At 38.8% G+C, this 11977-nt stretch carries 11 protein-coding genes and 1 pseudogene; 5 read left to right on the top strand and 7 right to left on the bottom strand.

Features of this window, described 5'->3' with window-relative positions:
- Positions 1-193: 193 nt before the first annotated feature.
- Positions 194-1537: a cyclic 2,3-diphosphoglycerate synthase gene (locus tag DDE80_RS12530; RefSeq protein ID WP_108308176.1), complete on the bottom strand. Its 1344-nt coding sequence runs from the start codon at positions 1535-1537 to the stop codon at positions 194-196.
- 411 nt (positions 1538-1948) lie between these two features.
- Here DDE80_RS12530 and exaC point away from each other — a divergent pair, with 411 nt between their 5' ends.
- From exaC to DDE80_RS12510, 4 genes are all read left to right on the top strand, one after another.
- Positions 1949-3469, top strand: a complete 1521-nt coding sequence (gene exaC / locus DDE80_RS12525) for an acetaldehyde dehydrogenase ExaC (protein WP_108308174.1) — start codon at positions 1949-1951, stop codon at positions 3467-3469.
- Between the two features lie 20 nt (positions 3470-3489).
- On the top strand, positions 3490-3870 hold the full coding sequence (locus tag DDE80_RS12520) for a DUF779 domain-containing protein (RefSeq protein ID WP_108308173.1): 381 nt from the start codon (positions 3490-3492) through the stop codon (positions 3868-3870).
- Between the two features lie 108 nt (positions 3871-3978).
- The gene (locus DDE80_RS12515) at positions 3979-4650 is read left to right on the top strand and encodes a response regulator transcription factor (protein ID WP_108308171.1); all 672 of its coding nucleotides are present in this window, start codon (positions 3979-3981) and stop codon (positions 4648-4650) included.
- Positions 4650-5885 carry a sensor histidine kinase gene (locus DDE80_RS12510; RefSeq protein WP_108308169.1) on the top strand — a complete coding sequence of 412 codons (1236 nt, stop codon included), beginning with the start codon at positions 4650-4652 and terminating at the stop codon, positions 5883-5885. Before DDE80_RS12515 ends, DDE80_RS12510 begins: the two co-directional genes overlap by 1 nt.
- Before the next feature lie 55 nt (positions 5886-5940).
- On the opposite strand, the gene DDE80_RS12505 is transcribed toward DDE80_RS12510, so the two are convergent.
- From DDE80_RS12505 to DDE80_RS12490, 4 genes are read right to left on the bottom strand one after another with little or no spacing between them, the layout of a single operon-like run.
- The gene (locus DDE80_RS12505; RefSeq protein ID WP_108308167.1) at positions 5941-6471 is read right to left on the bottom strand and encodes a ferric reductase-like transmembrane domain-containing protein; all 531 of its coding nucleotides are present in this window, start codon (positions 6469-6471) and stop codon (positions 5941-5943) included.
- A 1-nt stretch (position 6472) separates the two neighbouring features.
- On the bottom strand, positions 6473-7324 hold the full coding sequence (locus DDE80_RS12500) for an FAD:protein FMN transferase (protein ID WP_282432400.1): 852 nt from the start codon (positions 7322-7324) through the stop codon (positions 6473-6475).
- A gap of 19 nt (positions 7325-7343) precedes the next feature.
- A complete protein-coding gene (locus DDE80_RS12495; RefSeq protein ID WP_108308163.1) occupies positions 7344-7553 on the bottom strand; it encodes a hypothetical protein in 210 nt (69 codons plus the stop codon).
- A 14-nt stretch (positions 7554-7567) separates the two neighbouring features.
- Positions 7568-8197: a stalk domain-containing protein gene (locus tag DDE80_RS12490; protein ID WP_108308161.1), complete on the bottom strand. Its 630-nt coding sequence runs from the start codon at positions 8195-8197 to the stop codon at positions 7568-7570.
- Between the two features lie 118 nt (positions 8198-8315).
- Between DDE80_RS12490 and DDE80_RS12485 the strand changes: the two genes are divergently transcribed.
- Positions 8316-9764 carry an APC family permease gene (locus tag DDE80_RS12485; RefSeq protein WP_108308160.1) on the top strand — a complete coding sequence of 483 codons (1449 nt, stop codon included), beginning with the start codon at positions 8316-8318 and terminating at the stop codon, positions 9762-9764.
- A 262-nt stretch (positions 9765-10026) separates the two neighbouring features.
- On the opposite strand, the gene DDE80_RS12480 is transcribed toward DDE80_RS12485, so the two are convergent.
- Together DDE80_RS12480 and DDE80_RS15455 are read right to left on the bottom strand one after the other, a co-directional pair.
- The gene (locus tag DDE80_RS12480; protein WP_108308158.1) at positions 10027-11526 is read right to left on the bottom strand and encodes an ABC transporter permease/substrate-binding protein; all 1500 of its coding nucleotides are present in this window, start codon (positions 11524-11526) and stop codon (positions 10027-10029) included.
- Positions 11527-11841: 315 nt separating this feature from the next.
- Positions 11842-11977 (bottom strand): annotated as a pseudogene (locus DDE80_RS15455) (RNA-guided endonuclease InsQ/TnpB family protein); the annotation flags it as partial.

Here is an 11977-nt window from a genome sequence, read left to right as displayed (position 1 = left end):
TTATGTCTATATTTTACCAAATTCTTTGGCTAAAGCCAACCGAAATTCATCTCCCACCTACTCATTGGTGCTATTCGCACCTTCACACTCCTTGAGGTTGGGAGACTTCTTTCGGAAAGTCGTTAAACTATTTCGACTACTTTTTCGCTAAAAAAAGCAACCTTTACAATTATGTAAAGGTTGCTTAGCATCATTATTTTGCTAGTTTATGGTCCGCAATAAATTTCGTTAATACTGCTTCTAAATTATTATCGCCCACTTCGTGTAAATCATAATGAACACGCGTTGTTGGCTTATCAATGTTAATAACACGGTTTAAGTCCATTGGTGTACCAATAATGACAGCATCACAATCTGTAGCATTAATGGTTGCCTCAAGGTCTTTTAGCTGTTGCTTACCATAACCCATAGCAGGTAGTACTTGCTCAACATGTGTATATTTTTCAAATGTATCCACTAATGAGCCTTTAGCAAATGGACGTGGATCAACAATTTCTGTAGCGCCTAAACGCTCTGCAGCTACTGTACCTGCACCAATTTTCATTTCGCCATGCGTTAATGTTGGGCCATCTTCTACGACTAATACGCGTTTACCCTTAATTAATTCAGGATTATCTACTGTAATCGTAGACTCTGCCTTTAAAATTTGGCTCGTTGGGTTGGCATGTTTAATGTTATTTTCTACTGTTACGATATCTTCGGCATTTGCACTATCAATTTTATTAATAATTGATACGTCTGCTGTACGCAAGCTTACTTCACCTGGGTAATACTCAAGCTCATGACCTGCACGGTGAGGGTCAAGTACGGTAATCGCTAAGTCTGGCTTGTAAAATGAGAAGTCATTATTGCCGCCGTCCCATAAAATAACGTCACAGCCATCCGGGTCTTGCTCAGCCGCATCTAAAATCGCTTGATAATCTACACCCGCATAAATGATATTGCCACGGATTACGTGTGGTTCGTATTCTTCCATCTCTTCAATCGTACATTCGTGCGTTTTTAAATCTTCTACCGTCGCAAAACGTTGTACACGTTGTGCTACTAAATCACCGTATGGCATTGGGTGACGGATAGCTACAACTTTTAAGTCATGCTCTAGTAATGTTTCAATTACTTTGCGTGACGTTTGGCTCTTACCCGTACCTGTACGTGTCGCACAAACTGAAATCACTGGTTTATTACTTTTGATTTGTGTGTCCTTTACTCCAAGTAACACAAAATTTGCGCCTGCTGAGTTAATCATTGCGCCAAGATTCATTAGCTTAATATAATGTACGTCACTGTATGAGAATACACAGTCATCTACGTCAAATTCTTTGATTAAATCAAATAATTTTTCTTCAGCATAAATTGGGATACCTTCTGGATAGAGAGCACCTGCTAATTGTGCTGGATATTTACGGCCGTCAATATCGGGAATTTGCGCTGCCGTAAATGCTACTACGTTGTAATCCTCATTATCACGGTAGTATGTATTAAAGTTATGGAAGTCACGGCCTGCTGCGCCAATAATAATTACGTTCTTTTTCGTCATCTTGTATCTCTCCTAGATTGTTTAAGTTGTTTTAATCATACATCATGATGAATAAAGATACAACCATCATTTGCATTTTTTTATAATTTACTCACCTTTTCACCCGATATTTTCCTATGTTAGATGTTATTATACACACCGATCTATTTTCAGAATTCACTGACTAATAATGTGCTTTTTATGTTATATAACAATTACTTGCTCTAGCATTTTCTTATACTACAATACTATAAACCTTGTATCCAATAGATTTACAGCACATTACAACCGTCATGTCATAACCGTAATAAAACAAAAATATTATTATAAAAATAAGTCGAAATAATTGCTATTTCAGAAGGCAGGATGCAAAATAAAGTTGTAGCCGCTTACATGGCACATACAAATTTATTTTAAAGGAGCGAGTGTATTATGATTTATGCTAATCCAAATACTGAAGGTGCAGTAATTAACTTCAAAGAAAAATATGACAACTTTATCGGTGGCGAATGGGTCTCGCCTGTTAAAGGGGTATATTTTGACAATGTTTCACCTGTAAACGGTAAAGTATTTACAAAGGCAGCAAAATCATCAGCAGAAGATATTGAACTAGCACTTGATGCTGCCCATAAAGCAAAAGATGCTTGGGGGAAAACATCTGCCGCTGAACGCGCTAAAATTTTAAATAAAATTGCTGATCGTATTGAAGAAAATTTAGAAATGATTGCTGTAGCTGAAACTTGGGACAACGGTAAAGCAGTACGCGAAACATTAAACGCAGATATCCCATTAGCGGTTGATCACTTCCGTTACTTCGCTGCCGCGATTCGTTCACAAGAAGGTAGTATTACACAGCTTGATAATGATACAGTTGCTTACCACTTCCAAGAGCCACTAGGCGTTGTTGGTCAAATTATTCCTTGGAACTTCCCTATTTTAATGGCCGTTTGGAAATTAGCACCTGCATTAGCTGCAGGTAACTGTGTGGTGTTAAAACCAGCTGAACAAACGCCAGTATCTATTATGGTAGTTATGGAGTTAATTCAAGATTTAGTACCAGCAGGTGTTATTAACATCGTTAACGGCTTTGGTGCTGAAGTAGGTAAAGCATTAGCGACAAATAAACGTATCGCTAAAATTGCATTCACTGGCTCTACAGCAGTTGGTCGCTTAATTATGCAATACGCTACTGAAAACATCATCCCAGTAACGTTAGAGCTTGGCGGTAAATCGCCGAACGTATTCTTTGAAGACGTTATGGATGAAGATGATGAGTTCTTAGATAAAGCCATTGAAGGTATGGTAATGTTCGCACTTAACTCTGGCGAAATTTGTACTTGCCCTTCACGTGCGCTTGTTCAAGAGTCAATCGCTGACAAATTTGTTGAACGTGCTATTGAGCGTGTTAAACAAATCAAAATCGGTAACCCTCTTGATACAGAAGTAATGATGGGAGCGCAAAACTCTAACGAACAAAAAGAGAAAATCGCTTCTTACCTACAAATCGGTAAAGACGAAGGTGCTGAGTGCTTAGTTGGTGGTAACATTAACACACTTGAAGGTGACCTTGAAGGCGGCTTCTACGTTGAACCGACAATCTTTAAAGGTAATAACAAAATGCGTATCTTCCAAGAGGAAATCTTCGGACCCGTATTATCACTTACTACGTTCAAAGACTTCGACGAAGCTATGGAAATTGCTAACGATACAGAGTACGGCTTAGGTGCTGGCGTATGGTCTCGTTCTGGTGACATCGCTTACCGCGCAGGTCGCGCTATTGAAGCGGGCCGCGTATGGACAAACACATACCACCAATACCCTGCTGGCGCTGCATTTGGCGGTTATAAACTATCAGGTATTGGTCGTGAAAACCACCAAATGATGTTAGCTCACTACCAACAAACGAAAAACTTACTCGTAAGCTACAACCGTAAGCCACAAGGATTCTTCTAATATCGGAAGGAGTTGATTGCATGGTAGAGCGTGTAGTTGCAACAGATAAAGCAATTGAACTTATCCGTTCTTTAAAGGATAAGCATCAAGCTGATATTGTCTTTCACCAATCTGGTGGTTGCTGTGAAGGCTCAAAACCGATGTGCTTTTTAGCCGACGAGTTCCGCTTAGGTCAAGTAGACAAACTGCTCGGCTATGTAGACGGAGATGTTCCGTTTTATATGCACGAAAGCCTTTATAACTACTCAAAACATACGCAACATATTTTAGATGTGGTCGATAGTTTTGGTAGTGGTTTTTCAATCGAAGCATTAGAAGGCAAGAGCTTTTTAATCCGTGCACGCGTCTTTTCAGATGATGAGTATGAAGAAGTTAAAAAAATAATAGCACAAGAACAATAACCTTTCGTAAGAAGCATTTGTGATCGTTCACAAATGCTTCTTTTTTGTAACAATTTCAGTCTGTTATCATTTTACTAGGCGTATACTAAAGAAAAAGGAGAGATTGCTATGAAACTACTCGTAGTAGAAGATGATGATCGTTTACGTCGCAATATTAGCCATATTTTACAAAAGGAACGCTACCAGGTGATACAAGTCGCTACAGCTGAAGAAGCACTTGATTATTTAGCTGTAGAGGATGTCGATTTACTCTTACTCGACTGGATGTTACCAATGATGAGTGGCGTTACGCTCTGTAAAACAGTACGTCAGCAAAATTTTCAAGGGGCAATTTTAATGCTTACCGCTAAAGGTGAGGCGGAAGACATTGTTGAAGCACTCGATGTAGGAGCAGATGATTATTTAACTAAGCCGTTTAAACTAGAAGAATTATTAGCACGGGTAAGAGCCTTGCTGAGAAGAGCTCATAAAACAGTTGAACAGACCATTACGATTGAAGAACTTACCCTTCATAAAGATCGTCGCCAATTTTTCTACCAGCAAAAGCCCATTACACTTACTAAAAATGAATATTTATTATTGGAGTTTTTATTTTTACATAAAGGGCAAATCGTCTCCCATGAACAAATTGCTACGCATGTTTGGGGCTTTGATTACACCGTATCAAACAATTCAGTAGATGCTTTATTAAAGCTTGTGAGAAAAAAGATTGATACGCCCTCTGCACCTTCGCGCATTGAAAATATTCGTGGTCTCGGTTTTAAAATGAGGAATAGCTAATGATTAATACGTCTAAACGAAAATTAACGTTAGCTTATACACTGCTTTACTTTTTACTGTTTTCTGCATTTGCTGCCGTTTTATACGGCTCGCTCTATTACGTTATGGTACAACAACAAAAAAATCAGCTCGAAACATTTTATACGGAGCAACAACATGATTTTTTTACGTACTTGCAATTGCCTGAAAGCTATTTAACTTACGACCCTAACCGTCACTATTTTTACTATATTTACGATAAAGAAGGTACATTTATTCACGGTGATGAATCCGTAAAAGATTTGCAACCTGTGCTGTATCAACAATTTTTAAGCATACCTATTAATCAAGAGAAATTTTTACGCACTGCTTGGGAAGGCCAACACTTTATCACTTTACAAAAGCCTATTTATGATAAACAAACGCTCGTAGGTTACTTATTTGTTGGTCAAACGACTACCGCTCAAACGCATTTTTTCACTACTATGGGCTATGTCTTTATTGCGCTAACCTTACTATCTACATTGCTCATTGCGCTATTGAGTTACTATTTAGCAACTAAAGCGATGACACCGCTAGCTATGGCGTTAAGCAAACAAAAACGCTTTGTTTCCGATGCTTCTCATGAGCTAAGAACGCCTTTAACGATTTTTTATAGTTCCTTAGATATTTTAGCACTAGAAGCAAAAAGCTTAAGTCCATTCGGTCAACAATTAATTGACGAATTACAAGAAGAGGCTACTTTTATGGAACAGTTATTGCAGCAACTCTTATTATTAGCTAAGCTTGACCAATCAGAGGGTGCACCTGCGTTTAAACGTGTAGACTTTTCAGCGTTGGCTATGATAACATCTCAAAAATTTGCAAAGCGCATGCCTGCTAACCTTACTTTTTCAACAGCTATTACACCACAGTTATACTGTAATGGCGATGAAATTAGATTACGCGAATTACTTTATATTTTATTAGATAACGCAATTGCCTATACACCTAAAGGAAGCATTTATTTTTCAGTAGAGGCTGCACATAACACAATCGTCGTTACGATTACCGACAGCGGGGTAGGTATTGCTGCAGATGAAGTCGATGCCATTTTCGGCCGCTTCTACCGTACGAATCATACAGCTAAACAAACAGGCAATGGCCTCGGCCTTGCCATTGCAAAAGCAATTACTTTACAACACCAAGGGACAATTTCTGTATCGAGCACGGTTGGGAAAGGCTCCACTTTTACGGTAATATTACCTAAACAATAATGACAAAGCCAGCCGCTTATCAAAAAAAGCGGCTGGCTTTAGCTTGAAAATTATTTCAGTTGACCTTCACTACTGTCGCGTGCTTTTTCATGCGATAACTTAACGTAGCAATTACGAGTAGCGCACTACTTGCGTAAAACAAACTGATAAGCGGACGTGAGGTATCCGTACCTATGCCAAGACCATGCAATAAAGCAAGCAACCATGCAGGAAGTGACATGAAATGCACCCACTTCCATACTGTACGATTCATCTTAGTTAACCAAACGTCTGAAGTGCATAACACGGCTACAAATAAATAGCTGGCTATAATGCCTAATCCTAAATAAACATTCATTGCATCACCTGTAAACGGAATGAGTAATGCAAGTAAGGAATAATCGATATAGGTGTCAGCAACAACGAATAAAAAATGAGCAATTAACGTAAATAAGCCGTACCAGCCTACATTCGTATGCATATGAAATAAAAGATTTTTGCGTTTTTGCGGTACTTTTGATTTACGTAGCAATCCCGCTACAACAGCCCATGTGAAATAAAAATAAGCTAAAAATCCGGTAACACGAATGAGTAACCATATTGTCATATTACTGCTCCTTCCCTATAAGTTGCCACTGAGCTTGCTGTTGGTCATTTACAATATACGTAGCTACCTTGTCTGTAAAAGGTAGTGGTTGCTGTAAAAAACATAGCTTCGTAGCGACCTCAGCTTCTGTTAAACGCGCTGTTACAACGGTGACTTGAATGATATTACTTTGGCATACTTTACCTGTACGCCCGTCTAATAAGTGATGCTTTAGCTTACCTCCTTGCGACCAGCTACGATAAACACGATTAGATGTCGCTACCGCACCATTTTGTAACGTAATTGTCGTCAGCGGTGGTGCCTGTTGGTGATAAGGATCAGCGACAGCTAACTTCCACGTTTTATAACCGCCAGACCACACACGAATATCCCCTCCACCGTCAATCATGCCATCTTGCACCCCTTGTTGTTGTAGAAACGTCGCTAACTTCTCTATAATGAAACCTTTGGCAAAACCACCTAAATCTATTTCGCCCATAGCAACACGTTTCAGTCGAAATTCAGATAAGAAAATAAAAGGTGATTGTTGTTTACTCACTACTTGTTCTGTTGCGATTGTCTGTGTAAAAGGAAACGGCTGATCATAACCGTGGGCACACATAGCTTGTTTTAAATAAGGTGAAAAAGCACCTGCTGTTTGCTCGTAATAATGTTGCGCTTGTTGCAAACATTCATATAATAGCGGTGAGATTGCCACCACTTGTCCTATCTTTTGCTGATTAATGCGCGCTAACTCATTATCGCTAGTAAAACGTGACCATTCTTTATCAATATGTTGCAATTGTTCAACTAACATCGTGCTATACTTCCGCATTGCTTCAACGGGTAATTGTATAAAAAATATTGTATTCATACTATGAAAAGTTAACGTATCATGTTCTTCGTGTTTCACGATCTGTCGGCTTTGCATCATTAATCGTCACCTCGAAGTTAGTCCAATCTAATTGCAAAATCTCTTGCTCTCGCTCACTTAAGCTTGCATCAACCGGCTCCGCTGCACTTTGAATTTCATTTGCTACTACAGCACTTACTGCAATGCCTGTTAATCCAGCAACCCACTTTATTTTTTTACTTAGTTTCATGGCGATACTCTCCTTTATAAAGCGTAATAATAAAACTGTTTAGCTTTTGCATCCCACTCAAATACATAACCAAGTGCATTCGTTATTACTCGTAAAGGGACATACATTTTATAACCATTCATAAATGTCGTAGCGGGAAGAGGTTGTTTTTGTAAATTTTCATATACTACATTCGTTTGACTTTTGAAAAATAATGTTACTTCATTGTTTTTTATTTCTGCAAGCTGACTTTTAGGATAAATGACAGCCGTGGCATTGAGTAATGTAGCCATAGTGTTAGCATCTACAAATAATTCCTGTTCCTTAACGACAACCGTTATTTCCTCTGTATGATTATTTGCATCACGTACACCTACACGCCCTGTAGCAGTAAAAGGTAATGCCGCTGGGATAATTTGTGTATCGCGTGTCCAAATATTCCAAGGTGTAGCTGTAGGTATCGGCGCATTATAGCCTCTCTTTTCGTATTCATCATCGTCATCGTACTCATCATCATGCTCTTTCTTATATTTCTTATCCTTCTTTTCTTTTTTCTCATATTTGTACTCATACTCATCGTCGTCGTCATCTGCTAACGTTAATGAACTCGTCATTGCGCCTAAAAGCACTATGAAACTTAGCGCCATTATCCATTTTTTTATCATGATTGTTCGCCTCCTTATTACTAAGTGTAGAAGGCAAAACTGATAAGACACTGATTTTATGTTTTATTTATCATAAAAACGGAAAAATAGTACTATCCAAATAGAAAGAAGTGATATTATGACACAACATTCAGAAGAGCAAAAGAGGAGGCAACTAAAACCCTCCCTATCAACTTCTAGCGTATTCGCTATCGCCCTAGGTTCATCGATTGGTTGGGGTGCCTTTATTTTACCAGGCGATTGGATTAAGACGGCAGGTCCTTTTGGGGCGATGATTGGGCTACTTATTGGCGCGATTATTATGATGATTATTGCCGCAAACTACGGGATTCTCATTGAAAAACACCCCGTGTCTGGTGGCGGCTTTACATACGCTTACCTCGCTGGCGGTAAAATATGGGCTTTCGTTGCTGGCTGGTTTTTATCGCTCGGTTATATTTCAATTGTGGCGTTAAATGCCTCAGCTTTCTCATTATTGCTCAAATTTTTATTACCTGATATTATGCAGCAAGGTTATTTATATACCGTAGCGGGGTGGGATGTTTTCCTACCTGAAGTTATTGTTTCAAGCATTTTGATTATTTTATTTGCCGTACTAAACACATTTGGCACGGCTCTTTCTGGTAAATTGCAATTTTATTTCAGTATGGCATTACTTATAGGGGTTTTTGCTCTCGGTGGTTTTACTTTTCAGTTTGCGACTGAGCCACTAGCCAATATGGCACCTTTATTTAAAGAAAGTCAGCCGATTTGGGTATCAATTATTTTAATTTTAGCTATTGCTCCGTGGGCTTATGTAGGATTTGATAATGTACCACAAGCTGCTGAAGAATTTGACTTTTCACCTAAAAAAGCTGCAGGCCTCATGATTTTTTCATTAGCCGCAACCTTTTTAGTGTATGCCATTATGATAGGCGTAACGAGTTGGTCATTTGCAGCAGGAGATTTACCTGAGGATAGCCTATGGCTCACAGGTACGATTGTCAATAAATTACTCGGCACGACAGGCGTTGTAGTGTTAGCTATTGCAATTATGATGGGGATTTTTACAGGGTTAAACGGCTTTTATATGTCATCAAGCCGCTTATTATTTGCTATGGCGCGTGCGCGTGCGTTACCTAACTTTTTCCGCACATTATCAAAACGCAAAAAAACACCATTATGGGGAATTTGGTTTGTAACTTTAATGACATTGCCCACCCCTTGGCTTGGCAGACAAGCGCTAACATGGATTGTGGATATGAGTTCCATGGGGGTATCTGTCGCTTACTTCTTTGCAAGTTTAGCAGCTTTTCGCTTACTCGCTTGGCGCGCTGACCATACACAGCGTCCCGCACGACCTTTATATAAACTTTTCGCTATTATCGGTATGATTGCTAGCTTGGCGTTCTTAGCGTTATTATTAGTTCCTGCATCGCCAGCTTCCTTATCTACACCTTCCTATATTTTACTAGCGGGCTGGGTTGTAATGGGTATTATTTTCTATCTTATTATTCAAAAACGCTATAATTCATTAACAGCTGAAGAAACAGAACATTATATTTTAGGTAAGGAACTACAGCGATAAAAAACACCCTATCAACTAATACCTTTTTTACGTCAATGACTCAAATTAAACTGCAACAACAAAAAAACTGGGACAAAAGAAAATGTGAGATGATTTTAAAAATCGCCTCACATTTTTTTGGTTTTTAATGAATATAACTCATAAAAAGCTAAGAAAATTAATAAGTGTTTTTTATATTTTCTCAAAAGATCGAGTTATGCCCCAACCTCTTCTTCTATTTTTCCTAGCTTTTTTAGCTCTATCTGTCTATTCGCTTCATCATTTACTGCTGTAAAAGTCCATTTTCCTTTAAAAAGTTACGGGCTACCTCGCGTGCACTGGCATCTTCTACATTGACTAAATAATTCATCTTACGCATCTCTTCACCGGTTATTTTATTAGCTAGTTGCGCTAAAATAGCGACTAGCTCTGGATGTTTGTCAATCGTTTCGTTACGTAATAACGGTGCCCCTTGATAAGGTGGAAATAGCGCTTTATCATCTTTTAAAACTTGTAAATCATACGTAGCTAGTTCACTATCGGTTGCATAAGCATCTAACACATCAATCTCTCCATTAGCTAAAGCTGTGTAACGTAATTTGGGTTCCATCGTTACCATCTCATTAAAGGTAATACCATATAAAGACTGAATGCCTAAATAACCATCAAGACGATCCGAAAACTCTAAAGTAAAACCTGCCTTCATACTATGTTCTAAAGACTTCAACTCTGAAATTTTAGTAATACCCACTTCCTTTTTCACCGCTAAAGCGTACGTATTATTAAACTGCATCGGTGCTAAATAAGCCATATCAAACTCGTCTTCTATTCCTCGTTTAGCTTGCATATATACGCCGCTAGCATCACGCGCTGTCGTCTCTTCTTTTAATAACTCGTTAATAACTGTACCCGTAAATTCTGGATAGAGATCGATATCGCCATTTTTTAATGCTGAAAACAAAAAGCTTGTTTTACCTAAACCTGGCTTTACCGTTACTGCTAAATCGGTATCTTGTTCGATTAATGCTCTATACATTTCTACAAGAATAGCAGGCTCAGCTCCTAGCTTACCACCAATAATAAAAGTTTCTTTTTTATCTTGTGTAAGTAATGGCACAACGATACATAGTAATGCGACAATCACCACAGCTATAAAAGCGAATAATGATTTACGATAGTTTAGTTTACCAATGATACGCAGTAGTGCATCAAATAATAATGCCAATAACGCCGCCGGTATCGCCCCTAATAAAATAAGTGCTGTATTGTTGCGATCAATGCCTAGTAAAATTAAATCGCCTAAGCCACCCGCTCCAATTAAAGCGGCTAAGGTAGCTGTTCCGATAATGAGCACCATTGCTGTACGGATACCTGCCATAATAATGGGCATAGCTAATGGCAACTCTACTTTAAATAACTGTTGTTTTTTGTTCATGCCAAGCGCTTTTGCAGCCTCAATTAACGAAGGATCAATGCCAATAATGCCTGTATACGTATTACGCATAATCGGTAATAACGCATAAGCGACTAAAGCGATAATGGCTGGGACTTTACCAATGCCAAATAGCGGAATCATTAAACCTAATAATGCTAATGAGGGAATCGTTTGTAAAACGGCACTCATATTAATGATAGACTCTGCCAAACGTCGATGGCGCGCTAAGTAAATACTAAGTGGAACAGCGATGACCACAGCAATGACTAATGCTATCATCGAAATTTCGATATGTGTAAGCAACGCTTGCCATAACGCTTCTTTCCGCGCTAAAAAAGTTGCAATCATACTTTACCTCCCACGTACCGCTGTAAATTAGCAAAAGCATGGGTTCTTGTAATTGCGTCTACTACGATGTCATTTTCTACAATACTTACCGCTTCATGCGTTACTAACGCATCTAATAGCTCATGCAGTCAACTACCCCCGCTTAAACGCTAAAGCGTTTTGAAGTGGGGGCTTGTGTCACCTAAAAAGGCGGGTTACTTACTTCGCAAGCAACCTTTACACTTATCCCTACCCAATAGTGCAAACGGTCTTACAGACCTCCTATCTTAGCGTGGTGGTATATGAGGACGGTTGACTTCGCCCCTACGGAAAAGGCTATACCTTAACCGTAACTGTATCTGAAATGTATGCCATTCCTTTTCGATACAGATTCATTGCCCCGATGCGGTCGTCATTCGATTGATAAGAGCAGTTGACACACGTAAATGTATGTGTTTTTTTATTGCGATTT

It is taken from the genome of Metalysinibacillus jejuensis, assembly GCF_003057615.1.
In the GTDB taxonomy this organism is placed as follows: Bacteria; Bacillota; Bacilli; order Bacillales_A; family Planococcaceae; genus Metalysinibacillus; species Metalysinibacillus jejuensis.
This window is presented reverse-complemented; position numbering and strand designations above follow the sequence as displayed.

What these genes read in the sequence shown, in the direction of transcription:
- DDE80_RS12530 (WP_108308176.1), bottom strand. Translation starts at nt 1,537, where the DNA reads ATGACGAAAAAGAACGTAATTATTATTGGCGCAGCAGGCCGTGACTTC.
- exaC (WP_108308174.1), top strand. Translation starts at nt 1,949, where the DNA reads ATGATTTATGCTAATCCAAATACTGAAGGTGCAGTAATTAACTTCAAA.
- DDE80_RS12520 (WP_108308173.1), top strand. Translation starts at nt 3,490, where the DNA reads ATGGTAGAGCGTGTAGTTGCAACAGATAAAGCAATTGAACTTATCCGT.
- DDE80_RS12515 (WP_108308171.1), top strand. Translation starts at nt 3,979, where the DNA reads ATGAAACTACTCGTAGTAGAAGATGATGATCGTTTACGTCGCAATATT.
- DDE80_RS12510 (WP_108308169.1), top strand. Translation starts at nt 4,650, where the DNA reads ATGATTAATACGTCTAAACGAAAATTAACGTTAGCTTATACACTGCTT.
- DDE80_RS12505 (WP_108308167.1), bottom strand. Translation starts at nt 6,471, where the DNA reads ATGACAATATGGTTACTCATTCGTGTTACCGGATTTTTAGCTTATTTT.
- DDE80_RS12500 (WP_282432400.1), bottom strand. Translation starts at nt 7,324, where the DNA reads ATGAATACAATATTTTTTATACAATTACCCGTTGAAGCAATGCGGAAG.
- DDE80_RS12495 (WP_108308163.1), bottom strand. Translation starts at nt 7,553, where the DNA reads ATGAAACTAAGTAAAAAAATAAAGTGGGTTGCTGGATTAACAGGCATT.
- DDE80_RS12490 (WP_108308161.1), bottom strand. Translation starts at nt 8,197, where the DNA reads ATGATAAAAAAATGGATAATGGCGCTAAGTTTCATAGTGCTTTTAGGC.
- DDE80_RS12485 (WP_108308160.1), top strand. Translation starts at nt 8,316, where the DNA reads ATGACACAACATTCAGAAGAGCAAAAGAGGAGGCAACTAAAACCCTCC.
- DDE80_RS12480 (WP_108308158.1), bottom strand. Translation starts at nt 11,526, where the DNA reads ATGATTGCAACTTTTTTAGCGCGGAAAGAAGCGTTATGGCAAGCGTTG.